The organism is Variovorax sp. V116, assembly GCF_041154435.1.
In the GTDB taxonomy this organism is placed as follows: domain Bacteria; phylum Pseudomonadota; class Gammaproteobacteria; order Burkholderiales; family Burkholderiaceae_C; genus Variovorax; species Variovorax paradoxus.
In genome coordinates this window covers 3989134-4013178 of record NZ_AP028661.1, presented here as the reverse complement: position 1 = coordinate 4013178, position 24045 = coordinate 3989134, and the positions used below count along the sequence as shown (strand labels likewise).

General features: G+C 69.3%; 22 protein-coding genes. 17 read left to right on the top strand and 5 right to left on the bottom strand.

Features of this window, described 5'->3' with window-relative positions; translation table 11 throughout:
* The first annotated feature begins 67 nt into the window (after positions 1 to 67).
* The 5 genes from ACAM58_RS19040 to ACAM58_RS19020 are packed head-to-tail and all read left to right on the top strand — an operon-like array spanning position 68 to position 5058.
* Positions 68 to 940 (top strand): CoA ester lyase, encoded by an 873-nt coding sequence (locus tag ACAM58_RS19040; RefSeq protein ID WP_015866674.1) that lies wholly within the window; start codon positions 68 to 70, stop codon positions 938 to 940.
* A 33-nt stretch (positions 941 to 973) separates the two neighbouring features.
* The gene (locus tag ACAM58_RS19035; RefSeq protein WP_015866673.1) at positions 974 to 1972 is read left to right on the top strand and encodes a tripartite tricarboxylate transporter substrate binding protein; all 999 of its coding nucleotides are present in this window, start codon (positions 974 to 976) and stop codon (positions 1970 to 1972) included.
* Between the two features lie 18 nt (positions 1973 to 1990).
* Positions 1991 to 3184 (top strand): CoA transferase, encoded by a 1194-nt coding sequence (locus tag ACAM58_RS19030; RefSeq protein ID WP_015866672.1) that lies wholly within the window; start codon positions 1991 to 1993, stop codon positions 3182 to 3184.
* A gap of 9 nt (positions 3185 to 3193) precedes the next feature.
* Positions 3194 to 4087, top strand: a complete 894-nt coding sequence (locus ACAM58_RS19025; protein WP_369663298.1) for an amidohydrolase — start codon at positions 3194 to 3196, stop codon at positions 4085 to 4087.
* Positions 4084 to 5058: a Bug family tripartite tricarboxylate transporter substrate binding protein gene (locus tag ACAM58_RS19020; RefSeq protein WP_369663297.1), complete on the top strand. Its 975-nt coding sequence runs from the start codon at positions 4084 to 4086 to the stop codon at positions 5056 to 5058. Before ACAM58_RS19025 ends, ACAM58_RS19020 begins: the two co-directional genes overlap by 4 nt.
* Before the next feature lie 25 nt (positions 5059 to 5083).
* Here the strand turns inward: ACAM58_RS19020 and ACAM58_RS19015 are convergent, their stop codons facing one another.
* Entirely contained in the window at positions 5084 to 6247 is a 1164-nt protein-coding gene (locus ACAM58_RS19015; protein ID WP_150106795.1) for a DJ-1/PfpI family protein, read from the bottom strand.
* Positions 6248 to 6288: 41 nt separating this feature from the next.
* On the opposite strand from ACAM58_RS19015, the gene ACAM58_RS19010 reads away from it, so the two are divergent.
* The gene (locus tag ACAM58_RS19010) at positions 6289 to 7287 is read left to right on the top strand and encodes a DJ-1/PfpI family protein (RefSeq protein WP_015866668.1); all 999 of its coding nucleotides are present in this window, start codon (positions 6289 to 6291) and stop codon (positions 7285 to 7287) included.
* Positions 7274 to 8458 carry a glycoside hydrolase 100 family protein gene (locus tag ACAM58_RS19005; RefSeq protein ID WP_015866667.1) on the top strand — a complete coding sequence of 395 codons (1185 nt, stop codon included), beginning with the start codon at positions 7274 to 7276 and terminating at the stop codon, positions 8456 to 8458. The genes ACAM58_RS19010 and ACAM58_RS19005 overlap by 14 nt, the downstream gene beginning before the upstream one ends.
* A 24-nt stretch (positions 8459 to 8482) precedes the next feature.
* Here the strand turns inward: ACAM58_RS19005 and ACAM58_RS19000 are convergent, their stop codons facing one another.
* The gene (locus ACAM58_RS19000) at positions 8483 to 9496 is read right to left on the bottom strand and encodes a zinc-dependent alcohol dehydrogenase family protein (RefSeq protein ID WP_015866666.1); all 1014 of its coding nucleotides are present in this window, start codon (positions 9494 to 9496) and stop codon (positions 8483 to 8485) included.
* Positions 9497 to 9634: 138 nt separating this feature from the next.
* Between ACAM58_RS19000 and ACAM58_RS18995 the strand changes: the two genes are divergently transcribed.
* Complete coding sequence (locus ACAM58_RS18995) at positions 9635 to 10537, top strand: LysR family transcriptional regulator (protein WP_015866665.1); 903 nt, start codon at positions 9635 to 9637, stop codon at positions 10535 to 10537.
* A 21-nt stretch (positions 10538 to 10558) separates the two neighbouring features.
* Here the strand turns inward: ACAM58_RS18995 and ACAM58_RS18990 are convergent, their stop codons facing one another.
* The gene (locus ACAM58_RS18990) at positions 10559 to 10846 is read right to left on the bottom strand and encodes a c-type cytochrome (RefSeq protein ID WP_015866664.1); all 288 of its coding nucleotides are present in this window, start codon (positions 10844 to 10846) and stop codon (positions 10559 to 10561) included.
* A 156-nt stretch (positions 10847 to 11002) separates the two neighbouring features.
* Here ACAM58_RS18990 and ACAM58_RS18985 point away from each other — a divergent pair, with 156 nt between their 5' ends.
* Complete coding sequence (locus tag ACAM58_RS18985) at positions 11003 to 12064, top strand: adenosine deaminase (RefSeq protein ID WP_174545091.1); 1062 nt, start codon at positions 11003 to 11005, stop codon at positions 12062 to 12064.
* Here ACAM58_RS18985 and ACAM58_RS18980 read toward each other — a convergent pair.
* Positions 12025 to 13338 carry an MFS transporter gene (locus ACAM58_RS18980; protein ID WP_015866662.1) on the bottom strand — a complete coding sequence of 438 codons (1314 nt, stop codon included), beginning with the start codon at positions 13336 to 13338 and terminating at the stop codon, positions 12025 to 12027. The two genes, ACAM58_RS18985 and ACAM58_RS18980, sit on opposite strands and share 40 nt — an antisense overlap.
* 97 nt (positions 13339 to 13435) lie before the next feature.
* On the opposite strand from ACAM58_RS18980, the gene ACAM58_RS18975 reads away from it, so the two are divergent.
* The 8 genes from ACAM58_RS18975 (at position 13436) to ACAM58_RS18940 (ending at position 23721) form a co-directional block, all read left to right on the top strand.
* The gene (locus ACAM58_RS18975; protein WP_015866661.1) at positions 13436 to 14383 is read left to right on the top strand and encodes a LysR substrate-binding domain-containing protein; all 948 of its coding nucleotides are present in this window, start codon (positions 13436 to 13438) and stop codon (positions 14381 to 14383) included.
* 87 nt (positions 14384 to 14470) lie between these two features.
* A complete protein-coding gene (locus tag ACAM58_RS18970) occupies positions 14471 to 15277 on the top strand; it encodes a helix-turn-helix domain-containing protein (protein ID WP_015866660.1) in 807 nt (268 codons plus the stop codon).
* Between the two features lie 95 nt (positions 15278 to 15372).
* Positions 15373 to 17901 (top strand): penicillin acylase family protein, encoded by a 2529-nt coding sequence (locus ACAM58_RS18965; protein WP_369663296.1) that lies wholly within the window; start codon positions 15373 to 15375, stop codon positions 17899 to 17901.
* Positions 17902 to 18009: 108 nt separating this feature from the next.
* Positions 18010 to 19110, top strand: a complete 1101-nt coding sequence (locus tag ACAM58_RS18960) for a BMP family ABC transporter substrate-binding protein (RefSeq protein ID WP_015866658.1) — start codon at positions 18010 to 18012, stop codon at positions 19108 to 19110.
* 96 nt (positions 19111 to 19206) lie between these two features.
* On the top strand, positions 19207 to 20493 hold the full coding sequence (guaD, locus tag ACAM58_RS18955) for a guanine deaminase (RefSeq protein WP_015866657.1): 1287 nt from the start codon (positions 19207 to 19209) through the stop codon (positions 20491 to 20493).
* 82 nt (positions 20494 to 20575) lie between these two features.
* Complete coding sequence (dcd, locus tag ACAM58_RS18950; protein ID WP_015866656.1) at positions 20576 to 21142, top strand: dCTP deaminase; 567 nt, start codon at positions 20576 to 20578, stop codon at positions 21140 to 21142.
* Between the two features lie 99 nt (positions 21143 to 21241).
* Entirely contained in the window at positions 21242 to 22129 is an 888-nt protein-coding gene (locus ACAM58_RS18945) for a neutral zinc metallopeptidase (RefSeq protein ID WP_015866655.1), read from the top strand.
* Positions 22130 to 22260: 131 nt separating this feature from the next.
* On the top strand, positions 22261 to 23721 hold the full coding sequence (locus tag ACAM58_RS18940; protein ID WP_015866654.1) for a DEAD/DEAH box helicase: 1461 nt from the start codon (positions 22261 to 22263) through the stop codon (positions 23719 to 23721).
* 15 nt (positions 23722 to 23736) lie between these two features.
* On the opposite strand, the gene ACAM58_RS18935 is transcribed toward ACAM58_RS18940, so the two are convergent.
* Positions 23737 to 23958: a hypothetical protein gene (locus ACAM58_RS18935; RefSeq protein ID WP_015866653.1), complete on the bottom strand. Its 222-nt coding sequence runs from the start codon at positions 23956 to 23958 to the stop codon at positions 23737 to 23739.
* Positions 23959 to 24045 lie beyond the last annotated feature (87 nt).

Here is a 24045-nt window from a genome sequence, read left to right as displayed (position 1 = left end):
TTTTCTATCATCTGATCATAGGGAGCCTGTGTTTTTTCGACCTCGTGAACCGCACACACTGCGGCGCATGAGAAGCAAACTCTTCGTTCCCGGCACGCGCCCCGAGCTGTTCGCCAAGGCGCTGGCCAGCGCGGCGGACAGCGTCTGTTTCGACCTGGAAGACGCGGTGTCCGAGCCGCGCAAGGGCGAGGCGCGCGACGCCGTGCGGCAGCTGCTGCTGCAGGGCGGCGGCACGGCCGCGTCGGGCAAGACCGTGATCGTTCGCGTCAACGCGATGGACACGCCGCATTTCGCGGAGGACGTTGTGGCCGTGGCGCAGCCCGGCGTGCACCTGATCAACATCCCGAAGCCCGAGAGCGCGGCCCATGTGCGCAGCGCGGTCGAGGCGATCGAACGCGCCGAGCGCACCAACGGCGTGGGCACGCCGATCGGCCTGCTGCTGAACATCGAGGCACCCGCGGCCTTGCGCACCGCCGCCGAGCTTGCGCTCGCGCATCCGCGCGTGGCGGGCCTGCAACTGGGCCTGGGCGACCTGTTCGAGCCGCTGGGCATTGCGCGGCGCGAGCCGGCTGCGATCCAGCAGGCGATGTTCGCGGTGCGCATGGCCGCGGGCGAGGCGGGCGTCTATGCCTACGACGGCGCGTTCGCGGACATCCGCGACGCCGACGGATTCCGCGCCGAAGCCATGCTCGCGCGCAACCTCGGCTTCCTCGGCAAGACCTGCATCCACCCGAGCCAGATCGCGATCGCCAACGAGGTGTTCCGTCCCACCGACGAGGAGATCGCGCACGCATGCAAGGTGGTCGAGGCCGCCCGCACGGCCGATGCCGGCGGCGTGGGCGCCTATGTGGTGGACGGAAAGATGATCGACATGCCTTTCGTGATCCGCGCGCGCGCCATCGTTGCGAGCGCGCGCAGCCTCGGCCTGCTGCCGGGCTGAGCCTTTTTCAAACAAGACCAGGAGACAAGACAGATGCACATTCACTCTCACTCGCCCCTTCGCCTGCGTTCGCTCGCCGTGGCCGCCTTCGCCGGCGGATTGCTGTTGAGCGGCGGCGCGTTCGCGCAGGCCGCGGGCTACCCGGGCAAGCCCGTCACCATCGTGGTGCCCTATCCGGCGGGCGGCTCGAACGACACCTTCGCGCGCCAGGTGGCCAAGGAACTGGGCGACGAGCTCAAGCAGCCGGTGATCATCGACAACCGTCCCGGCGCGAGCGGCAACACCGGCACCGGCCAGGTCGCCAAGGCCGCGCCCGACGGCTACACGCTGGTGGCCGTGTCCTCGAGCATGACGACCAACGCGGCCGTGCAGTCCAAGCTGCCCTTCGATCCGATCAACGGGCTGGCACCGGTGGCCATGTTCGCCAAGGGCCCCTTCATCGTCGCGGTGAACAACGAGTTTCCCGCCAAGACGCCCACCGAGCTGATCGCCGCCATCAAGGCCAGGCCGGGGCAGTACAACTATGCGTCGTCGGGTTCGGGCAGCGTCAACCAGTTCGGCACCGAACTGCTCAAGGCCAAGGTCGGCGACATGCAGATCACGCACATCCCGTACAAGGGCATGGGCCCGGCCGTGACCGACCTGGTCGGCAACCAGACGCAGCTCTTGATCTCCAGCGGTCCTTCGCTGCTGCCGATGGTGCGCGCGGGCAAGCTGCGCGCCGTGGGCATCACGAGCCTGAAGCCGAGCCCGATCGCGCCCGAGCTCATCCCGATGTCCACCGCCGTGCCGGGCTACGAGTTCGAGCTCTGGTGGGGCCTGCTGGCACCGGCCGGCACGCCGGCCGACGTGGTCGCCAAGCTCAACGCCGCTGTCAACAGGATCCTGGCCAAGCCCGAGATCGCGGCCAACTTCCTGCGCGAAGGCGCCATTGCCACGCCGCTCACGCCAAAGCAGTTCGGCGCGGTCATCGCCGAGGACGTCGAGCGCTGGAAGAAGCTCGCCAAACAGCAGAACATCACCGCCGACTGAGGAAGAAAGAACCGATCCATGAGCTTCGACACCCCGAACGACGACGCACGCCTGCCCGCACGCAGCGGCCCCACCGGCCCGCTCAGCGGCCTGCGCGTGCTCGACCTCAGTGCCTACATCGCGGGCCCGTACGGCTGCTCGCTGCTGGCGGACCAGGGGGCCGAAGTCATCAAGATCGAGCCGCCCACGGGCGACAACCTGCGCAAGTACCCGTCGACGCTCGAAGCCGAGAGCCGCGCCTTCATCGGCGTGAACCGCAGCAAGCTCGGCGTGGTGCTCGACCTGAAGAAGGCCGACGGCCTTGCCGCGCTGATGGCGCTGGTGCGCACGGCCGATGTGCTGGTGCACAACTTCAGGCCCAGCGTGCCGCCGCGGCTGGGCATCGCCTATGAACAGCTGAAGGAGATCAATCCGCGCCTGATCTATTGCAGCCTCACGGGCTATGGCGAAACCGGTCCGCTGCGCGAGAAGGCGGGCTACGACCAGGTGCTGCAGACCATGACCGGCATGTGCGCGCTGCAGGGCAAGCGCGGCGAGCCGCCCGAGATCATCTATGGCTCGGTGGTCGACTATTACGCGGCCGCGCTGGTGGCCGCGGGCGTGGCCTCGGCGCTGTACGAGCGCGAGAAAAGCGGCCAGGGCCAGTTCGTCGGCGTGTCGCTGCTGCGCTCCGCGCTCACGATGCAGTCGGCGCGCATGGTGTGGGCCGAGGGCGAGCCCAAGGACGTGGGGCGCGACATGCGCTCGGGCGGCATCACCGGCATCCATCCGACGCGCGAGGGGCATCTCTACATCTCGGCCAACACGCCGCATTTCTGGCGCGCGCTGTGCGACAAGGTGGGCCTGTCCGAACTCGCGGCCGACGAGCGCTACGACTCGGTGCGCAAGCGCGCGCAGCATTTTGCCGAGATCGTTCCGCTGCTGCGCGAGGCGCTGGCCGCACGCAGCGCGCTCGAGTGGGAGGAACTGTTCGGCGAGGAGGTGCCCTGCGCCGCAGCGCGCACGGTCGAGGACATGTTCGACAACGAGCAGGTGCTGGCCGAGGACATGGTGGCGACCTTCGCGCATCCCACGCTCGGCTCCTACCGCGGCTTCACGCGGCCGGTGCAGTTCGGCCGCACGCCCGGCCCGGAGCCCTTTGCGGCGCCCACGCTGGGGCAGCACACGCAGGCGGTGCTGGCGGCGCGCAAGGCCGCGGACGCGGCCGGCTGAACGACGCGCATGCAAGTTCCCCACAGCAGCGGCACGCGCAAGCCCGCCTGCACCGCGCCCGCGGGCGCCTGCGATGCGCACATGCATGTCTACGACCGCCGCTTCGCACTCCACGGCTCGCGCGATGCGATGGTCGACGACGCCACGGCCGCCGACTACCGCCTGCTGCAGCAGCGCATCGGCACCGAGCGCACGGTCGCCGTGCAGCCGCGCGTGCATGGCACCGACAACAGCGTGACGCTCGATGCCATTCGCACGCTCGGCGCGGCGCACACCCGCGGCGTGGCCGTGGTCCGGCCCGACGTGAGCGATGCCGAGCTCGAGCGCCTGCATGCGGGCGGCATCCGCGGCATCCGCTTCACGCTCTATACGGCCGCCAATGCGGCGACCGGCTTCGAAATGGTCGAGCCGCTCGCACAGCGCGTGCATGCGCTGGGCTGGCATGTGCAGTTGCACTGGAACGCCGACCAGATCGCCGGGCATGCGGCCCTGCTCGCGCGGCTGCCCTGCACGATCGTGTTCGACCACCTCGCGCGGCTGCCGCTGCCCGGTGCAATGGCGCATCCCGCGTTCGATGTCGTGAGCCGGCTGCGCGACAACGGCCGCACCTGGATCAAGCTCTCGGGCGCCTACCTCGATTCGAAATCCGGCGCCGCAGGCGGCTATGCAGACACGAGCGCCATCGCACAGGCCTGGGTCCGCCAGGCGCCGGAGCGCGTGGTGTGGGGCAGCGACTGGCCGCATCCGACCGAGCCTGCGGCCGCCAAGCCCGACGACGCGCTGCTGTTCGACCTGCTGGGCCAATGGGTTCCGGACGAGGCCCAGCGCCGCCGCGTGCTCGTCGACAACCCCGCGCTGCTGTACGACTTTCCTGAAACGACGAAGACCGAGACGACCGAATGACGAAGAAGAAGCGCATCCTGAAATCGCTGGCCGCACTGGCCGCACTGGCTGCCTGCGTGCCGCTGCTGGGCTGGGCCGCGTGGCCCGAGAAGCCGATCCGCATGGTGGTGCCGTACGCCGCGGGCGGCGGCGCCGACAACACCGCGCGCGTCGTCGCGCAGCAGTTGAGCATCGCGCTCGGCCAGCAGATCGTCATCGACAACCGGCCGGGCGCAGGCGGCGTGATCGGCGAGGACAACGTGGCCAAGGCGCCCGCCGACGGCTACACCGTGCTCTACGACGCCTCGGCGTTCTCGGTGAACCCGTCGCTGCGCAAGCTGCCTTTCGATGCCGCGAAAGACTTCATCCCGGTGTCGCTGGTGGCCACCGCGCCGCAGATCCTCGTCGTGCCTGCCACGGCGCCGTACCAGACGGTGGCGCAGTTCCTCGACTTCGCGCGCAAGAACCCCGGCAAGCTGAGCTTTGCCTCGGCGGGTGGCGGCACCGGCTCGCACCTGGCGGGCGAGGCGCTGAACGAGCAGGCCAGGCTCAGCCTCATGCACGTGCCCTACAAGGGCGGCGCACCCGCGCTGACCGACGTGATGGGCGAGCAGGTGTCGGCCTACTTCGGCAACGTGGCGTCGGCGCTCGGCTACGTGCAGTCGGGCAAGCTGCGCGCGCTGGCCGTGAGTTCTGCCAAGCGCGTGCCTGGCCTGCCCGACACGCCGACGCTCGCCGAGTCGGGCCTGCCGGGCTACAACGTGGTCGAGTGGAACGGCGTGTTTCTTCCCAAGGGCACGCCGCCCGACGTCGTGCAGCGGCTCGGCAAGGCGGTGCAGGCTGCCGTCAACGAGCCGCAGGTCAAGCAGAAGCTGCTGCAGCTTGGCCTGGAACCCGCCGGCACCACGCCGGAGGCCTTTGCGAAGTTCGTGCAGAACGAGACGGGGCGCGTGGGCGCGCTGGTGAAGGCGCGCAACATCCGGGTCGATTGAATCCGGCCTTCTTCCCTTCTTCTCTTCATGCAGCCGGCCGCCCACCCCCGCAGGCTGCTGCAACCGAGGCCGCCGGGTATTCCATCTCCAGCATGACCCAGTCGCGCCGCGCCGCGCCATAGCGCTCGCCGATCTCGCACAGCGTGCGGTCCAGCTGCGGCACCGGCTTCAGCGACGAAGAGAGCGGCAGGCGCTCCGTTCCTTCGCGGGGCGGCTGCGCCAGCAGCACCAGCCCGCTGCGCAGCCTGACCGGGCCCGCGGCCGATGCGGCATCGACGCCGATGTGCCCGGTGCGCGTCCACGCATCGACGGCCAGCGCCAGGGCGATGTCGTCGGCGCCGTCCTGCACATCCACGCGCCAATGCTCGCCGCGCCAGAACGCGGCCTTGTTGAGCAGGAAATCCACCCTGCGGCCGGTGTCCAGGTAGAACGGCGAACTGTCGTGCACCGGCGTCCATGAAGCCACGCCGAGTTCCGTTGCAAGGGCCCTGGCTTTCTCTGGCCCGCCGATCGCCTCCACCAGCGCCAGCATGGCCGGCACCGAGGCGGTGATGCCGGTGGTGGTGGCAACCCCGCGGTCCACCACGTAGCGCTGGTGCGGCACGTAGCTGGCGCCGGGGTGGCGTTCGAGCAGCGTGCTGCGGTCGTACCAGTGGCCCGCGAAGCGCCGGCCGTCGAGCAGGCCGGCGCGGCCGACCACGCGCGCGCCCGAGCAGACGCCGATCACCCGTGCACCGCGCGCCGCCTGCTGCTGGAGCCAGGCCGCCACCTCAGGGTTGTCGTCGGCGATCATCGCCGGCACGATCACGTAGTCGGGCCCTGCGGGATGAAGCCGGTCGAATGCGGCAAAGTCCTGCGCGCCATCGACCTCGAGTGCGGGATACAGGCTCACGCGCCCCGCGCGCGGCGCCACGATCCGCACCTCGGCCACATCGGCGCGCCGGAGCACCGCATGCGGCAGCAGCAGGTCGGTCATCTCGGTGCCTTCGTTCAGCGCGAGCACGGCCACCACGGGCCGGCCGGCGCGAAGCGGCTTCAGCGCCTCGACGAAGGCCTGCTTCTCGCGCTCGCTGCGCGCCGCATCGGCCGGCGCGGGCGGCAGCGGCGGCGCGCCCCCCGTGCAGCCCGCCAGCGCAAAGGCTGCAATACTTGCACCGATCAGCGCTCCTATCGATCTCCACATGGCCATTCCCCTGTCGACTTGATGATGACGATGCCCAGAGATTACGAATGCCCACCCTGACCCGCAAGGACGAAGAAACCGCGGTTTCTGCCAGCGACGTGGTGCTGGTGGTGTTCGACGGCGTTGAGGTGATCGACGTCGCCGGCCCGGCCAGCGTGTTCAGCAAGGCCGAGCAGATGCATCCCGGCAGCTACCGCCTGCACATCGCATCGCCGGCCGGCGGCACCGTGTCGACGAACGGCGGCCTGAGCTTTTCGGGCACCAGCAGCCTGCAGCAGCTGCCCGCGTCGATCGACACGCTGATCGTCGCCGGCGGCGACGAGCCGGCGGTGCGCGCGGCCATCCTCGAGCAGCGCATCGGTGCCTGGCTACGCCAAGTGGCGCCGCGCACGCGCCGCATGGCGAGCGTGTGCAGCGGCGCCTTCGCGCTGGCCGCGGCGGGCCTGCTCGACGGCCGCGAGGCCACCACGCACTGGCGCGTGTGCGACCAGCTGCAGGCGCTGCGGCCGCAGGTGCGGGTGCAGCGCGAGCGCATCTACGTGCACGACGGGCCGGTGTGGACCTCGGCCGGCGTCACCACCGGCATCGAGCTTGCGCTTGCGCTGGTCGAGGACGACCTCGGCCATGCCGTGTCGATGGAAATCGCCCGCACGCTGGCGCTGCCGATGCTGCGCGGCGGGGCGCAGCCGCAGCTGACGCAGGCGCTCCAGGCGCAGGCCTCGGCCAGCCACCGCCTGCGCGAACTGGTGGCGTGGATCGGCACGCATCCGCAGGACGACCTGTCGGTCGAGGCCCTGGCCGAGCGCGTGCAGATGAGCCCGAGAAACTTCGCGCGCGCCTTCGCGGCCGAGACCGGCTGCACGCCGGCGCGCTTTGTCGAACAGGTCCGCGTGGCCGCCGCCGCGCAGCTGCTGCGCCAGACGCGGTGGCCGCAGGACCGCATCGCGAGCCGCAGCGGCTTCCGCTCGGTGGACGCGCTGCAGCGCGCCTTCGCGCGGCAGCACGGCCTGACGCCGCAAGCCTATCGAACCCATGACGACACCTGACGCCACTTCCCTTGCACTGATCGACGACTGTTCCCAAGCTTCGCTGCAACTGCTGGAACGCAACCTCACGCCGCACGGCATCCTGGCCGCCACCCGCACCGAGGCCGCCGTGGCGCGGCGCTACACGCGCATCTTCGGGCGCGACGCGGCCATCTGCGTGATGGCCATGTGCGGCAGCGCCGTGCCCGCGCTGGAGCAGGGCGCCGTCGCCAGCCTCGACGCGCTGGCCGCGCAGCAGGCGGCCAACGGCCAGATTCCCAAGTACGTCGACCCCGATGGCCAGGATGCCGACTTCTGGTACCTGGGCTGCATCGACGCCACGCTGTGGTGGCTGATCGCGGTGGACCACGTGCGCCGCCACGGCCAGGTCGGCGCCACGCACTGGCACGCCGAGGTGCAGCGCGCGATCGGCTGGCTGCTGGCGCAGGAGCACCAGCACTTCCGGCTGCTGCAGCAGAACGAGGCCAGCGACTGGGCCGACATCATGCCGCGCTCGGGCTATGTGCTCTACACCAACGCGCTCTGGTACGAGGTGAAGCGCCGCTTCGCGCTGGACGATGCCGAGGCGACGCAGCACCACTTCAACCACCTGTTCAATCCATTCCAGCAGGATCTGCCCGAATACCACCGCGCCCGGCTGCTGCGGCACTACGCGCGCCGCGGCCGGACCGACCCGGGCCTGTACCTGAGCTTCGTCAACCTGTCCTTCGTCGGCAACGAGGGCGACGTGTTCGGCAACGTGCTGGCCATCCAGGGCGGGCTGGCCGATTCGGAGATGGCGAACCGCATCGTCCGCACCATTGCCGCGGCGCGCGCCTGCGACCCGTACCCGGTGCGCGTGGTGCTGCATCCGCTGACGCGCGAGCATGCGCTGTGGCGGCCCTACATGGCGCGCCACCAGCAGAACGTGGTGCACCAGTACCACAACGGCGGCATCTGGCCATTCGTGGGCGGCTTCTGGGTGATGGCGCTGGCTCGCCTCGGGCTGCACGACATGGCCTGGCCCGAGCTCGCGCGCCTTGCGCATGTGAACCAGCTCGGCGGCTGGCGATTTACCGAGTGGTTCCACGGCCGCACGCTGGTGCCGATGGGCATGGCCGGCCAGAGCTGGAACGCCGCGGCCTTTCTGCTCGCCCGGCGTGCGCTGGAGGGCAGCGGGGCGGCCTGGTGACGGCTTGCGCTCTGGTCCGATCGATCAGACCGTGAGCACGATCTTGCCGATGTGACCGGCGCGTTCGAGATACTCATGGGCTTGCACCACCTCGTCGAGCGCAAAGCGGCGGTCGATGCGCATCTGCAGGGCACCGCTGGTCAGGCCTTCATCGACGAAGGCCAGCGCACGGCCTAGCGCAGCTTCGTCGCGCGGCAAGCCCATGGTGGCCGAGCCGGTGAATTCCAGCACCGTGTAGACATGGAAGCGCCAGCTCTTGCGGAACTGCGCAAGCACGGGGTAGCTGAACTCCGCGCCGCCGGAGAGCCCGTACAGCACGTACCAGCCGCGCTGTGCGACGGCGCCGCCGAGCCGTTCCAGCTGCGGACCGCCCACGCCGTCGTACACCAGGTCGGCCCCGCGGCCACCGGTCAGCGCCAGGACGCGCTCCACCACGTCTTCGTCTTGCGTCACCACCACGTGGGCCGCGCCAGCATCCCGCAATGCCTGGCGCTTGGCCGCCGTGCGCGTGGTCGCGATGGCGAGGAGGCCCGCCGCGCGCGCCATCTGCAGCGCCGCAATGCCCGTGCTGGATGACGCACCCGTCACCAGCACCGTCTGGCCGCGCTGCAGGCGGGCCATCTCGAACATCGGGAAATAGCCCGTCAGGTAGGCCATGTAGGCACCGGCGGCCTGCTCGGCCGAGAGCTTGCCGGGGTAGCGCACCACATGCGAGGCCGGAAAAAGAATGCGCTCGCCATAGGTGGGATACAAGCCCTGGTTGGCTCCGGGCAGCAGCGCGACGCGGTCGCCCACGCTCAGGCCATCGACACCCGCGCCCACTGCTTCGATGAGGCCGGCGGCCTCATTGCCGAGACCGGCCGGCAGGATCGGGTCCTCGATGTACTGGTTCTGGCGCCACAGCGCGTCGGCCCAATTCAGGCCGATCGCCTGCACCGCGATGCGCACTTCGCCGGCGCCAGGCTCTGGCGTCGCAACCTGTTCGACCTTCAGAACATCGGCGCCGCCGAAGCGGTGAAAGCGAACCATCCTGCCCATACAAGAATCTCCTTGAAAAAAGCCGGCAGCCCCGAATGAAGCGGCCGAAGGCATCAATCTAGAAGCCGCAGCGCCATCAAGGAAATCGATTCATAGGATATTCGCTATGCATGGAATCGATGACTTCAAGGCGCCTGGATGAAACCGATCGAACTCAGCCGGATTGACCTCAACCTGCTCACCGTGCTGGCGGCCCTCATGCGCGAGCGGCACGTCAGCCGGGCTGCGCAGCGGCTGCACCTGGGACAGCCGGCCGTGAGCCACGCGCTGGCGCGGCTGCGCGAGCTCACGGGCGATCCGCTGCTGGTGCGCCAGGGGCGGGTGATGGAGCCGACCGAACGGGCACTGGCGCTGATGCAGGGACTGGGTCCGGCGCTCGAGCAGATCGAGGCCACGTTCCGCGCGCAGGCGGATTTCGAGCCCGCGCGCGCCGCGCCGGTGTTTCGCATCGGGCTCACCGACGACCTGCAGATCGCGATGCTGCCGCGGCTGCTTCGCGCGCTCAGCGTGGAAGCACCCCGCGCCAGGCTGGTGACCCTGACGGTCTGCTACCGCAACGCCGCGCGCTATCTCGACGAAGGGCAGGTCAGCGCGGTCATGACCTTCCTGAAGGATCTGCCGGCGGGTGCCAAGATACGCAAGGTCCGCACGGCACGCTTTGCGCTGCTGCGCGCCGACACCGCGGCCGCAAGACTGACGCTCGACGACTATTGCCGGCGGCGGCACGTGCTCGTGACCTACGCGGGCGACCTGTGCGGCACCGTCGACGAGACACTGAACGAACTCGGCCGGCAGCGCGAGGTGGCCTTCTCGGTGCCGCAGTTCGGCAGCCTGCCGGCCGTGCTCGCGGGCACCGAGCTCCTGGCCACGGTGCCGGAGCATGTGGCGCTGGCGCTGTCGGCGCAGGGCGGGCTTCGCTGCGAGGCGCTGCCGTTCGAGAGTCCGAGCTACCAGATCAAGCTGGCCTGGCGCGCCGTGACCGACAAGGACGCGGCGGAGACATGGCTGCGCAGGGCGATGCTGCGGGCGTTCAACGACTGACGCGCTGACCGCGGCCGCGCTTCATGGCGGCGGCTGCGAAAGAACCCACCCGGCCAGCGCCTTCGCCTCTTCATCGCTCAGCTGCGGCTGGCGGGGCATGATGACGCGCCCCCAGGTGCCCACGCTGCCGCCCTGAATCTTTGCGGCCAGCCGCGAGGGCGCCGCCGCGTCGCCGCGGTAGCGCTCGGCGATCTGCGCGAAGCCGGGGCCGACCTGCTTTCGGAGCATGCCGTGGCAGGCGAGGCAGCCGTGGTCGCGGGCCAGTGCCTGCGCCCCGTCGACAGTGCCGGCGAATGCCGGCGCGGACATCAGCAGCGAAACCCGCAGCGCGAGCGACAGAAGTTTCCGCCTGTTGCGCGATGGACGTTTTGAAATGAGAGGCATGGGCCCTATACGTTCTGGCGCATCTCCCTCGGGGCGGCTGCGCTTATGCTGTGCGGAAATCACAACGCCGATTTTCCCACCATGACCGACTACCGCCCCGTCTTCGACCAGAGCTTCGGCAAGATCGCCGCCGAGCGCCTGCCCGAACTGCTGCGCGCCATGCCCAAGGCCGAGCTGCACATGCACATCGAAGGCTCGCTCGAACCCGAGCTGATCTTCGCGCTCGCGCAGCGCAACGGCGTGGCCCTGCCGTACGCCAGCGTCGAAGCGCTGCGCCGCGCCTACGCCTTCACCAACCTGCAGAGCTTTCTCGACATCTACTACGCCGGCGCCAGCGTGCTGCTGAAGGAGCAGGACTTCTACGACATGGCCTGGGCCTACCTGGAGCGCGCCGCGGCCGACAACGTGGTGCGCACCGAAATGTTCTTCGACCCGCAGACGCACACCGCGCGCGGCGTGCCGATGGAGACGGTCGTCCACGGCCTGCACCGCGCATGCGCGGATGCAGAGGCGAAGCTCGGCGTGAGCGCGGCGCTGATCCTGTGCTTCCTGCGCCACCTGAGCGAGGAAGAGGCCTTCGAAACGCTGGAGCAGGCGCTGCCGTTCCGCGACAAGTTCATCGGCGTGGGCCTCGATTCGAGCGAGGTCGGCCATCCGCCCGAGAAGTTCGCGCGCGTGTTCGCGCGCTGCCGCGAGCTGGGCTTCCATCTTGTCGCACACGCGGGCGAGGAAGGCCCGCCGGCCTACGTGTGGAGCGCGCTCGACGTGCTCAAGGTCGAGCGCGTCGACCACGGCGTGCAGAGCGCAAAGGACCCGGCGCTGATGAAGCGGCTCGCGCAGGACCGCATTCCGCTCACCGTGTGTCCGCTCTCCAACCTCAAGCTCTGCGTGTTCCCCGACCTGGCGCAGCACAACCTGGGCGCGCTGCTCGACGCGGGGCTGGTGGCCACCGTCAATTCGGACGACCCGGCCTACTTCGGCGGCTACATGAACCAGAACTTCACCCAGACCTTCGCTGCCACCGGGCTCGGCGTGCAGCAGGCCTGGCAGCTCGCGGCCAACAGCTTCGAAGGCAGCTTCATCGACGCCGCCGCCAAGCGCGCCTACGTCGACCGGCTCAACGCCGTCTTCGCGAGCTTCTGACCGGCCGCGGCGGCCCGCGGCACCAGCAGCGGCATCGCCACCAGCGCGCAGGCGCTGGCCGCAAGCCACACCAGCGGCCAGCCCTGCAGCGCGAGCAGGTGCGGGATGGAGAAGGGCGTGATGAAGCACACCAGGAACACGCTGGTGTTCGCCATGCCGAGGGCGGTGCCCGCGCGGGCCGCGCCGGCCAGCGTGGCCAGTTCCGTGTAGGCCACGCCGTGCCAGGCCGATACGCAGACGCCGCTGGCCGCGAGCAGCCCCACCAGTGCCATGCGCAGCGCCGCTGAATCGGCCGCGTGCGTGCCCGCCGCCATCACCAGCATCGCGAGCCCTGCGAACAGCAGCACGCTGAGGGCGCTGCAGGCGCGCAGATAGGCGGGGCGGTTGCGGCGGCGGTCGGTCCAGCGGCCGCTCCATACGCGCATCGCCATCGCGCCGACCTGCACGAAGACCATGGTGGCCGTGATGGTTGCAAGGCCCGCATGGCCGAAGTCGTGCAGGAACACCGTGCCGAAGGACAGCACCGCGAACTGCGGCGCGCACAGGATGCCGATGCCCAGCACGATGCACCAGACGCGGGCATCGCGCAGCGGGCCGCTCTTCTTCGGCATGGCCGCGGCTTCGGCAACATCGGCCCTGGTGCGCGGCGCGTCCGGCGCAACAGGGGGCTCATGCACCCAGGCCCAGCTCATGGCTGCGCTCAGCGCGCACAGCACCGCCAGCAGGCCGTAGAGCGCGGCAAAGCCGAAGTGCAATGCGACGAACGGCAGCACCAGCGCGCCGATGCCGCCGCCCAGCGGCACCGCGGTCTGGCGGATGCTCATCGCAAGCCCGCGCTCGCCGGCGTCGAACCACGTCATCACCGCGCGGCCGCTCGCGCCGTTGACGCTGCCGCCCAGCAGGCCCACCAGCAGCAGGCCGGCGCCGAGCCAGCCGAGGCCCGGGATGTGCTGCGCGCTGGGCGCGGCCCAGAGCGCCATCGCCACGAGTGCGATGGCGGTGCTGCCAAGACCCGTGAGCAGCACCGGCCGGTCGCCCCAGCGGTCGGTCAGCAGTCCCCACGGCAGCTCACTGACCGCGATGCCCAGGCCCATGAGGCCGAGCACGAGGCCGAGCGTGGCGTTGTCGAGCTGGTAGCCGGTGCGCATCAGCACCGCGGTCATCGGGATGCCGCTGAAGGCCACGGAGAACGCCGCGTTGGCAGCCACGCCGGCGGCCAGCACCTTCCAGCGGTGGCGCGGGGAACAGGAAGGGGAGGAGGGCGAATGGATCATGTTGCGGTGCAGTGTCCGCCGTTGCAAAGATCCTGAAAATCAGAAAATAATGAGCCAATCGTCCCAAAAAACAGGACGATCAACGAAGGGTGGATCCATGTCCCAGGTGATGTTCGATCTCGATGTGCTGCGCAGTTTTTCCACTGGCATCGCGCTGGGCAGTTATGCGCGCGCGGCCGACCGGCTGGGCCGCTCCACATCGGCCGTGAGCGCGCAGCTCAAGAAACTGGAGGCGCAGGCCGGCACCGCGCTGTTCCGCAAGGCCGGCCGCGGGCTGGAGCTCACCGACGCGGGCGAAACGCTGCTGGCCTATGCCCACCGCATGCTCGAACTCAACGAAGAAGCGGGTGCCGCCATGCGCGGTGCAGACCTGCAGGGCTGGGTGCGGCTCGGCCTGCAGGAAGACTTCGGCGAAACGCTGCTGCCCGCGGTGCTCGGCCGCTTTGCGCGCGCGCATCCCAAGGTGCGCATCGAGGCCTGCGTGGCGCGCAGCGCCGAACTGCGCGAACGGCTCGAACTTCGGCAGCTCGACCTGGCGCTGATGTGGGACACCGGCGAGCAGATGACGCCGCACGGCGAGCGCGTGGCGCGGCTGCCGCTGCAATGGATCGGCCCGAGGTCGCCCGATGCGCTCGACGCGGCCTGGTGGAAGGAGCGCGAGCGCCGCGGCAGCAGCGTGCGCAAGTCGAAGGAGCCGCTGCCGCTGGTGCTGCTCGATGCGCCATGCCCGCTGCGCGAGATCGTGGTGGCCGCGCTCGACCGCGCCGGCACGCCGTGGCGCCATGCGTTCACGAGCGCCAGCCTGGCCGCGCTGTGGGCCGCCACCTCGGCCGGGCTGGGCCTGTCGGTGCGCACACCCTTCGGCCTGCCCGCGCATGTGCGTGCCATCGACCGCGCGGCCATCGGCCTGCCGGCGCTGCCGCAGATGTCGCTGATGCTCTATCGCGCGCAGGCCGCGGCCGAGGCGCCGGTCGCCCGGCTCGATGCGCTGCTGCTGGAGGCCGTGCGCGAGCATGTGCAGGCGGAGCCGGCGCAGCTTCATTGAGCCGCACCGGGCACAATCCCGTAGCCCTCGCGCCGTGCCGATGCATGAGAATTCGTCGCCGGAGACAAGACAAAAAAGAGACACGGCATGACCACGCAGCAAAACTTCCTGCACCTCTGGGACGACAGGTTTCTCTACATCACGCCGGCGATCCAGTCGGGGCTCACGGCGCGCTCGTCGGCGACGCTGCTGGCGTCGGTCAGCGGCCATCCGTTCATGCTCGAGGCGCTCGACGGCACGCGCGTGCACTGCACCGCCGCGCTGGTGGCCCCGCATGTGTCGCGCCGGCTCGACGTCGATGGTTGCGGGCTGCTGTCGCTCAACCTCGATCCGGCATCGAGCGCCTACCGCATGCTCGCGCGCTGCATGGGCGGGCACGGCATCGAGCCGATCGATGCGCGCTGCTTCGGCAAGCTGCGCGACGACTTCGAACCCGCGCAGCGCGGGCTGCTTGGCGACGCCCGGCTGCAGTCGCTCAGCGCCAGGATGGTCGAGGCGATCACCGGATGCCCGGAGCTCGTGGCGCCGATCGACCGGCGCATCGAGCGCGTGCTGCAGGCCATCCGCGAACACGCCGGCCAGATCCCGCTGAAGAAGCTCTCGGCCGTGGCCTGCCTCTCGCCCGACCGGCTGACGCATCTCTTTGCCGAGCAGGTGGGCGTGTCGGTCAAGCGCTATGCGCTGTGGACCAAGGTGCGGCGCACGGTGCAGCAGTTCACCGGGCATCGGCCGCTCACCGACGTGGCGTTGGTCAGCGGCTTCACCGATGCGGCGCACATGAGCCGCACCTTCCAGCGCTACTTCGGGCTGCCGCCGTCGTTTCTCGCGAGCCGGGTGCATGTGACGGCGGACGCGCAGGCCTCGCACGCCTGGGGCCACGCGACCGTCCACTGAGCGGCGCGCATGACAGCGGCTGCGTTCAAGCCGCGGCCTGTCTCCCTGCGTAGGCTGCAGGTGCTCCATCAAGAGAGCATCAACCGGAGACATCCATGAGACAGACATCCTCGCGCGGCGCCATGCCGCTGTCCCTGCTCGCGTTGGCCACCGCGGCCGTGCTCACTGCCTGCGGCGGCGGTGGAGGCAACGGGTTCTCGTTCCTCCCCGTCACCGGCCAGCCGCCCGGCAACCCGCCGGCCGACAGCGCCTACAAGGCCGAGATCCGCCGTACCGCGATGGGCGTGCCGCACATCAAGGCCGACACCTGGTCCGGCGCGGGCTACGGCTACGGCTACGCGCAGGCCGAGGACAACCTCTGCACCATGGCCGACTCGTTCCTCACCTACCGCGGCGAGCGTTCGCAGTACCTTGGCGGCGACGCGCAACTGGTGGCCGGCAGCACCATCGGGCGGCCGAAGAACATCGATTCCGACTTCTTCCACCGGCACGTGATCTCGGCCGACGTGCTCGAGAAGATGATTGCCGCGCAGCCCGACAACCTCCGGCAACTGGTCGAGGGCTTTGCCGCGGGCTACAACCGCTATCTGCGCGACCTGAAGGCCGGCGGCGCGGCGCACGAGGCCTGCCGGAGCGAAGCCTGGGTGAAGCCGATCGCGGCCGAGGACATCTACCGCCGCATGTACGCGGCCAATCTCGCGGGCGGCTACAGCAACTTCCTGCCGAACATCGCCAACGCGATCGCTCCGGCACCGGCTGCGCCCGCCAAGACCGCCGCGCGCGGCAGGCTCGGCAAGGCGGGGCTGCAACTCGCGGCAGCCGGCATGCGCATGCCCGAGCTGCAGGTGGGCGGGCACGAAGGCGTCGGCAGCAACATGATCGGCTTCGGCACCGCGGCCACCGGCGACGCGAGCCCGCTGCTCTTCGGCAACCCGCACTGGTACTGGCGCGGGCCCGACCGCTTCTACCAGGCGCAGCTCACGATCCCGGGCCAGCTCAACATCAGCGGCACCTCCTTCCTGGGCGTTCCGGTGATCCTGATCGGCTTCAACGACAACATCGCATGGAGCCACACGGTGTCGACCGCGCGCCGCTTCGGCTTCTTCGAACTCAAGCTGGCGGCGGGCGACCCGACCCGCTACATGCGCGACGGCAGCGCCGTGAAGATGCAGGCGCTGAACATCACGGTCGACGTGAAGCAGGCCGACGGCAGCATGGCGCCGGTGACGCGCACGCTCTACAAGTCGGAGTACGGGCCGATGGTCAACCTGGCGCCGCTGAACGCCGCGCTGGCCTGGAGCCAGACCACGGCCTTTGCGATCCGCGACATCAACGGCGAGAACTACCGCACCTTCCGCAACTGGCTGCGCTGGAACCAGGCGAAGTCGCTCGACGAGTTCATCGCCATCCAGCGCGAGGAGTCGGCCATTCCGTGGGTCAACACCGTGGCCGTGGGCCGCGGCGCGCCCAAGGCCTGGTATGCCGACATCGGCGCGGTCCCCAATGTGTCGCCCGCCCAGGTGGCGAGCTGCACGACGCCGCTGGGTGCGGCGATCGGCGCTTCGCTGCCGCGCGTGCCGGTCTTCGATGGCTCCAGGAGTGCCTGCGACTGGCAGACCGATGCCGATTCCGCCCAGAAGGGCGCGCTCGGCGCCTCCCGCATGCCGAGCCTGATGCGCGAGGACTACGTCGAGAATTCGAACGACAGCTACTGGCTCGCGAACCCGAAGGCGCCGATGACCGGCTACCCGGACATCATGGGTCCGGCCGGCACGGAGGCCGTGAGCTTCCGCACGCGCCTGGGCAACCTGCTGGCGCAGGGTCGCATCGACGGCACCGACAACTACGCCGGCAAGGCGGCCACCGCCGACACCGTCAAGCAGATGGTGCTCAACAGCCGCGTGCTGACGGCCGAGCTGTTCAAGGACCAGGCGCTGGCCATGGTGTGCGCCACGCCAACGATCAACGTGGCAACCGATCCGCAAGGCGGCGCCGCCATCGGGCGCGACGTGGACACCGGCCCCGCCTGCGCGGCGCTCCAGGCCTGGAACAACACCGGCGTGACCGGTGCGCGCGGCGCCCACGTCTGGGACGAGTTCTGGAGCCGCGCCGCACTGCAGCCATCGGCCACGCTCTACAACGTGCCCTTCAGCGCGAGCGATCCGATCCACACGCCGCGCGACCTGAAGCCCGGTGCGCAGGCCGCGCTGCAGCAGGCCTTCGGCGCAGCCATCGCGCGCGTGGAAGCCAGCGGCTTCGCACTCGATGCGCAGCGCGGCGACTACCTGTTCGCCACGCGCGGCGGCCAGAAGATACCGCTGTACGGCGGCTGCCACGGCCCGGGCTACTTCACCATCGCCTGCTCGGAGAACCGGCTCGACAAGGGCGGCTACACGATGGACGGCAACCCGAACGGCAACAGCTACATGCAGGTCGTGCGCTTCCCCGAAGGCGGCGTGGAGGCGCATACCTTCCTCACGTTCTCTCTGTCGGACGACCCGGCCTCGGCCCACAACGCCGACTACACGCGCGCCTACAGCGCGGGGCAGTGGCAGAGGGTGCCGTTCTCCGAAGCCGAGATCAAGGCCGACGCGGCCTACCGCAGCGCGGTGGTGAGCGAATAGGCCTTGCGCGCGGCGCGCCGGCGGCACCGCACTAAAATCCCCACCCCGCATCAGGCGCCCCGGCCCGTTGCGGGGTTTGTCGTTTCCGGGGCCATGTAGAGGAACACCATGTACAAAAACCTCGCGGGCCGCGCCATTCTGGCGTGGGCAGCCGCTTGTTTTTTAACTCCCGCCTTTTCGCAGCCGCAGTCTTCCAAGGAGCCGCTGAAGATCGGCTTCGTCTACGTCACGCCGGTCACCGATGCCGGCTGGGTGCGCCAGCATGAAGAGGGCCGCAAGGCCGTCGATGCGGCGCTCGGCGGCAAGGTCAGCACCACCTTCGTCGAGAACGTGCCCGAAGGCGCCGACGCCGAGCGCGTGATCCGCGACCTCGCGCAGCAGGGCCACCGGCTGATCTTCACGCCCAGCTTCGGCTACATGGAGCCGACGCTCAAGGTGGCGCGCGATTTTCCCGGCGTGAAGTTCGAGTCGATCACCGGCTACAAGACCGCGCCCAACGTTGCCACCGCCAATGCGCGCTACTACGAAGGCCGCTACCTCGCGGGCATCGCGGCTGGCCGCATGACCAAGACGAACGTGGCCGGCTACGTGGCGGGCTTTCCCATTCCGGAGGTGCTGCAGGGCATCAACGCCTTCACGCTCGGCATGCGCTCGGTGAACCCGAATGCCAAGGTCGTCGTGGTGTGGCTCAACGAATGGTTCGATCCGCCGAAGGAGCGCGACGCGGCCATGGCGCTGTTCAACCAGAACGCCGACGTCATCGCCTTCCACACCGGCTCCACGGCGGTGATGGCCGCGGCGCAGGAACGCGGCAAGCTGGCCGTGGCCTACCACTCCGACATGCGCAAGATCGCGCCCGACGCGCAGATCGTCGCCGTCACGCACCAGTGGGGCGGCTACTACACCGAGCGTGCGCGCGCGGTGCTCGACGGCAGCTGGAAGAGCGGCAATGTGTGGGGCGGCGTGAAGGAAGGAATGATCCGCGTCGGCGACTTCGGCCGCAAGGTGCCCAAGGCGGTGCAGCAGGAAGTGCTGGCGCGGCAGAAGGACATTGCGGCGGGCAGGCTGCAGCCCTTCCGCGCGGTGGCGGCCGATGTGCGCGACAACGAAGGCCGCACCGTCATCGCCAAGGGTGCGCAACTGAACGACGAGCAGATCCTGAAGATGAACTGGCTCGTGGAAGGCGTGCAGGGGCGCGTGGGGCGTTGACCCGGCCGGGCGCTTGCCGAGTGGCTTTGGCATATAGCACTCATACGCGCATGGAAATTGCAGCGGCCCGGGCCTGGATTACCCTCGGCAGCCACGATGAAAAAAGCCTACCGCGCCTCCCTCCTGCGATTCGACGATGCCGGCCTGCCCGTTTTCGATGAAGACGGCCTGCTGGTCGTCGCGCCCGACAGCGCCGGCCGCCAGCGCGTGCTCGATGCCGGCAGCCATGCCGCCGTGTCGCCGCGCCACCCCGATGCCGAGCTGACCCACCTGCCGGGCCGCATCCTCGCGCCGGGCTTCGTGGACATGCACATCCACTTTCCGCAGACCGACATCATCGGTTCGCCCTCGCCGGGGCTCTTGCCCTGGCTCGAGAACTACACCTTCCCGGCGGAAGCCAGGTTTGCCGACCCTGCGCATTCGAACGAGGTGGCCGACGTGTTCTTCGGCGAACTGCTGCGCAACGGCGTCACGACCGCGCTGGCCTTTGCGACTTCGCACGTGGCCTCGGTCGATGCGTTCTTCGAGGGCGCCCAGCGCCGCGGCCTGCGCATGATCAGCGGCAAGGTGCTGCAGGACCGGCATTCGCCCGACGGCGTGCGCGACGAAACCGAGCAGAGCCTCATCGACACCGAGGCGCTGATCCGCAAGTGGCACAACACCGGCCGGCTGGGCTACGCCATCACCCCGCGCTTCGCGCCCGCGAGCACCGACGCCCAGATGCGCGGCGCGGGCGAGCTGGCCGCGAAGTACCCCGACACCTGGATCCAGTCGCACGTGGCCGAGAACCGCGACGAGGTGGCGTGGGTGCGCGAGCTCTATCCCCAGGCGCGCTCCTACCTCGACGTGTACGCCGGCTTCGGGCTGATGCGCGAGCGCGCCGTGTATGCGCACTGCATCTACCTGGACGACACCGACCGCGCGCTGCTGCGCGACACCAAGACGGCCGCGGCCGTGAGCCCGACCAGCAACCTGTTTTTGGGCAGCGGCTTCTTCGACTTTGGTGCGGCCGACCGCGTGGGCTACCCCTACGGCCTGGCCAGCGACGTGGGCGGCGGCACCAGCTTCAGCCCCTTCCACACGATGCTGGCCGCCTACTACGTGGGCCGCGAGGGCCAGACCAAGGCCGGCCTGAGCATCGCGCCTTCCGAGCTCTGGTGGCGCCACACCGGCGGCGCGGCGCGCGCGCTCGGGCTGGATGGCGCGGTCGGCAACCTGCAGCCCGGCTGCGAGGCCGACTTCCTCGTGCTCGACCCCCAGGCCACGCCGCTGCTGGCCCGCAAGGCCGCGCGCGCGAACAGCCTCGAGGAGCTGCTGTTCGCGATGATCGTGCTGGGCGACGACCGGCTGGTCGAGCGCACGGTGATCTCGCAGGCGGGATAGCCGCAAGCTCGCCGCAGGGCCGGGGCATGGCGCGTGCCACAATTCGCGCCATTCCTCCCCGCAGCAGCATCAGCGACCGCATATGAGCATCAAGAGCGACAAATGGATCCGGCGCATGGCCGAGCAGAACGGCATGATCGAGCCCTTCGAGCCCGGCCAGGTGCGCGAGGCCGCCGGCCACAAGATCATCAGCTACGGCACCTCGAGCTACGGCTACGACATCCGGTGCGCGCCTGAATTCAAGGTTTTCACCAACATCCACAGCACCGTGGTCGACCCGAAGAACTTCGACGAGAAGAGCTTCGTCGACATGCACGGCGACTACTGCATCATCCCGCCCAACAGCTTCGCGCTGGCGCGCACGGTCGAGTACTTCCGCATCCCGCGCAACGTGCTCACCATCTGCCTGGGCAAGAGCACCTATGCGCGCTGCGGCATCATCGTCAACGTGACGCCCTTCGAGCCCGAATGGGAAGGCTACGTGACGCTCGAATTCAGCAACACCACGCCGCTGCCCGCCAAGATCTATGCGGGCGAGGGCTGCGCGCAGGTGCTGTTCTTCGAGAGCGACGAAGTCTGCGAAACCAGCTACAAGGACCGCGGCGGCAAATACCAGGGACAGCGCGGCGTCACGCTGCCCAAGACCTGAGCCGCGCAATCTGACCGCCGGTTACGCAGCCGGCGGCCGGGCCAAGTACCATCCAGAGGCGATCCGGCAAAACCCTGCAAGGCCGGCAAGGAGACTGCGATGAGATGGGAAGGCAACGAACAATCCGAGAACGTGGAAGACCGCCGCGGTGAAGACGGCGGCGGCGGTGGCGGCGGCTTCATCGGCGGGCGCAGCATCGGCATCGGCACCATTGCCGTGGCGCTGATCGCAGGCTGGATCTTCGGCATCAATCCGCTGACCGTGCTGAGCCTGCTGAGCGGCGGCGGTGGCGAACAGGTGCAGGTGCAGCAGCAGCAAGGCCCTGCGCCCAAGCCGCCCTCGAACGACCGCGAAGCGGCCTTCGTCTCGACCGTGCTGCGCAACACCGAGGTGGTGTGGAGCGGCATCTTCCGGCAGAACGGCGGCAGCTACCAGCCGCCGCGGCTCGTGCTGTTCCGCGGCGCCACGCCCACGGCATGCGGCACCGGCCAGGCGGCGATGGGGCCGTTCTACTGCCCCGGCGACAAGAAGGTCTACATCGACCTCGCCTTCTACGACACGCTCAAGAACCAGCTCGGCGCGCCCGGCGAATTCGCGCAGGCCTACGTCATTGCGCACGAGGTCGGCCACCACGTGCAGGACGAGCTCGGCGTGACCGCCAAGGTCGACGGCATGCGCGGGCGCCTGAGCCAGTCGCAGAACAACGCGCTGAGCGTTCGCGTCGAGCTGCAGGCCGACTGCTTTGCCGGCATCTGGGCGCACCATTCGCAGGAGTCGAAGAAGTGGCTCGACCCGGGCGACATCGAGGCCGCGATGAATGCCGCGCAGAAGATCGGCGACGACGCGCTGCAGCGTTCCGCGGGCCGCGCCGTGGTGCCCGACAGCTTCACCCACGGATCGAGCGCGCAGCGCCAGCGCTGGTTCGGCGCGGGCTATCAAAGCGGCGATGTCAAGTCCTGCGACACCTTCAATGCACGCAATCTTTGAGCATCGAGGGCGTCAAATGCCCGTGGTTGTTGAACAAGTTGCTATGAAATAAGTAGCAATACAGCTGGCGCGGAGTTTGTCGCGCCGCTGTCACTGCCATTTTTTGCGGCAGTGCGACAATAGAAGGCTTAATGACAAGCTCCTTCTCCAATCTATCGCTGGCGGAACCGCTGGCGCGCGCCGTAGCCGAAATGGGCTACGAGACCATGACTCCCATCCAGGAACAGGCCATTCCGGTCGTGCTTTCGGGGCAGGACGTGATGGGGGCCGCGCAGACCGGCACCGGCAAGACCGCGGCGTTCTCGCTGCCGCTGCTGCAGCGCATGCTCAAGCACGAGAACGCCTCCACCTCGCCCGCGCGGCATCCGGTGCGTGCGCTGGTGCTGTTGCCCACGCGCGAACTGGCCGACCAGGTGGCCCAGCAGGTCAAGCTGTACGCCAAGTACACCAACCTGCGCAGCACGGTGGTGTTCGGCGGCATCGACATGAAGCCGCAGACGCTCGAGCTCAAGAAGGGCGTCGAAGTGCTGGTGGCCACGCCGGGCCGGCTGCTCGATCACATCGAGGCCAAGAACGCGGTGCTCAACCAGGTGGAGTACGTGGTGCTCGACGAGGCCGACCGCATGCTGGACATCGGCTTCCTGCCCGACCTGCAGCGCATCCTGAGCTACCTGCCCAAGCAGCGCACCACGCTCCTGTTCTCGGCCACCTTCTCGCCCGAGATCAAGCGGCTTGCGGGCAGCTACCTGCAGAACCCGGTCACCATCGAGGTGGCGCGGCCGAACGAAACGGCCTCCACCGTCGAGCAGCACTTCTACAGCGTGACCGACGACGACAAGCGCCGCGCGCTCAAGCAGATCGTGAAGCAGCGCGGCATCACGCAGGCCTTCGTGTTCGTCAACAGCAAGCTCGGCTGTGCGCGCCTGGCGCGTTCGCTCGAGCGCGACGGCCTTCGCACCACCGCGCTGCACGGCGACAAGAGCCAGGACGAACGCCTGAAGGCGCTCGCCTCGTTCAAGGCCGGCGAGGTCGACCTGCTGGTGTGCACCGACGTCGCGGCCCGCGGCCTCGACATCAAGGACGTGCCCGCGGTCTTCAACTTCGACATTCCGTTCAACGCCGAAGACTACGTGCACCGCATCGGCCGCACGGGCCGCGCCGGCGCCTCGGGCCTGGCCGTGAGCTTTGCGAGCGGCGGCAACGACGCGCGCCTGGTGGCCGACATCGAGAAGCTGATCAAGAAGAAGATCGAGCTCGAACCCGTCGAGTTCGAGGAAGACCGCCCGCGCGGCCGCATCAACGACGGACGCCGCCACTGGCGCGAAGAAGGCGAAGCCGGCGATGCGCGCGACGTGCTCGACCAGCCGCGCGAGCGCCGCGAGACCGAAGCCCGGCGCGGCGGCGGACGCCCGCACCGCGCACCTTCCGCGCCGCGCGATCCGTTCTTCGACAAGCCCTACGAACCGGGCCAGGCCGACGCCACGCCGGCCTGGGAAGCCGCCGCCAAGGCAGCACCTTCACGCGGCATCTCGAGCAACATCAAGACCAAGCGCAAGGTCGCGGCCCTCTTCAAGAGCGCCGAAACCAGCTGAGGCCCCGCCCGGGGCTCACCTCCATCCGCGGTGCCAGCCGTAGCGCGGGTGGTGCCAGCCATAGCCGTAGCGCGGGTGGTAGCTCCAGACGAAACCCACGCCCGGCGACACATAGGTCGGGGCCACGTAGGCAACGCCCGGTGGCGCCGTGTAGACAGGTTGCGCCGGCGCGACCACGCAGCCGGTCAGGGTGGCCGCCAGCGCGGCGGCCGAGAGGGCGAGAACAGGCAGTCTCATGGCGATGCTCCTGGGACGAGTTGTGATGGGTATTCCCAGAAAACGCCCCGCGCGAACGGCGGATGACCTCCTTTACCCCCGCGAAAT

Excerpts from the sequence above, each read along its gene's own strand:
- ACAM58_RS19040 (WP_015866674.1), top strand. The coding sequence starts at position 68 with ATGAGAAGCAAACTCTTCGTTCCCGGCACGCGCCCCGAGCTGTTCGCC.
- ACAM58_RS19035 (WP_015866673.1), top strand. The coding sequence starts at position 974 with ATGCACATTCACTCTCACTCGCCCCTTCGCCTGCGTTCGCTCGCCGTG.
- ACAM58_RS19030 (WP_015866672.1), top strand. The coding sequence starts at position 1,991 with ATGAGCTTCGACACCCCGAACGACGACGCACGCCTGCCCGCACGCAGC.
- ACAM58_RS19025 (WP_369663298.1), top strand. The coding sequence starts at position 3,194 with ATGCAAGTTCCCCACAGCAGCGGCACGCGCAAGCCCGCCTGCACCGCG.
- ACAM58_RS19020 (WP_369663297.1), top strand. The coding sequence starts at position 4,084 with ATGACGAAGAAGAAGCGCATCCTGAAATCGCTGGCCGCACTGGCCGCA.
- ACAM58_RS19015 (WP_150106795.1), bottom strand. The coding sequence starts at position 6,247 with ATGGCCATGTGGAGATCGATAGGAGCGCTGATCGGTGCAAGTATTGCA.
- ACAM58_RS19010 (WP_015866668.1), top strand. The coding sequence starts at position 6,289 with ATGCCCACCCTGACCCGCAAGGACGAAGAAACCGCGGTTTCTGCCAGC.
- ACAM58_RS19005 (WP_015866667.1), top strand. The coding sequence starts at position 7,274 with ATGACGACACCTGACGCCACTTCCCTTGCACTGATCGACGACTGTTCC.
- ACAM58_RS19000 (WP_015866666.1), bottom strand. The coding sequence starts at position 9,496 with ATGGGCAGGATGGTTCGCTTTCACCGCTTCGGCGGCGCCGATGTTCTG.
- ACAM58_RS18995 (WP_015866665.1), top strand. The coding sequence starts at position 9,635 with ATGAAACCGATCGAACTCAGCCGGATTGACCTCAACCTGCTCACCGTG.
- ACAM58_RS18990 (WP_015866664.1), bottom strand. The coding sequence starts at position 10,846 with ATGTCCGCGCCGGCATTCGCCGGCACTGTCGACGGGGCGCAGGCACTG.
- ACAM58_RS18985 (WP_174545091.1), top strand. The coding sequence starts at position 11,003 with ATGACCGACTACCGCCCCGTCTTCGACCAGAGCTTCGGCAAGATCGCC.
- ACAM58_RS18980 (WP_015866662.1), bottom strand. The coding sequence starts at position 13,338 with ATGATCCATTCGCCCTCCTCCCCTTCCTGTTCCCCGCGCCACCGCTGG.
- ACAM58_RS18975 (WP_015866661.1), top strand. The coding sequence starts at position 13,436 with ATGTCCCAGGTGATGTTCGATCTCGATGTGCTGCGCAGTTTTTCCACT.
- ACAM58_RS18970 (WP_015866660.1), top strand. The coding sequence starts at position 14,471 with ATGACCACGCAGCAAAACTTCCTGCACCTCTGGGACGACAGGTTTCTC.
- ACAM58_RS18965 (WP_369663296.1), top strand. The coding sequence starts at position 15,373 with ATGAGACAGACATCCTCGCGCGGCGCCATGCCGCTGTCCCTGCTCGCG.
- ACAM58_RS18960 (WP_015866658.1), top strand. The coding sequence starts at position 18,010 with ATGTACAAAAACCTCGCGGGCCGCGCCATTCTGGCGTGGGCAGCCGCT.
- guaD (WP_015866657.1), top strand. The coding sequence starts at position 19,207 with ATGAAAAAAGCCTACCGCGCCTCCCTCCTGCGATTCGACGATGCCGGC.
- dcd (WP_015866656.1), top strand. The coding sequence starts at position 20,576 with ATGAGCATCAAGAGCGACAAATGGATCCGGCGCATGGCCGAGCAGAAC.
- ACAM58_RS18945 (WP_015866655.1), top strand. The coding sequence starts at position 21,242 with ATGAGATGGGAAGGCAACGAACAATCCGAGAACGTGGAAGACCGCCGC.
- ACAM58_RS18940 (WP_015866654.1), top strand. The coding sequence starts at position 22,261 with ATGACAAGCTCCTTCTCCAATCTATCGCTGGCGGAACCGCTGGCGCGC.
- ACAM58_RS18935 (WP_015866653.1), bottom strand. The coding sequence starts at position 23,958 with ATGAGACTGCCTGTTCTCGCCCTCTCGGCCGCCGCGCTGGCGGCCACC.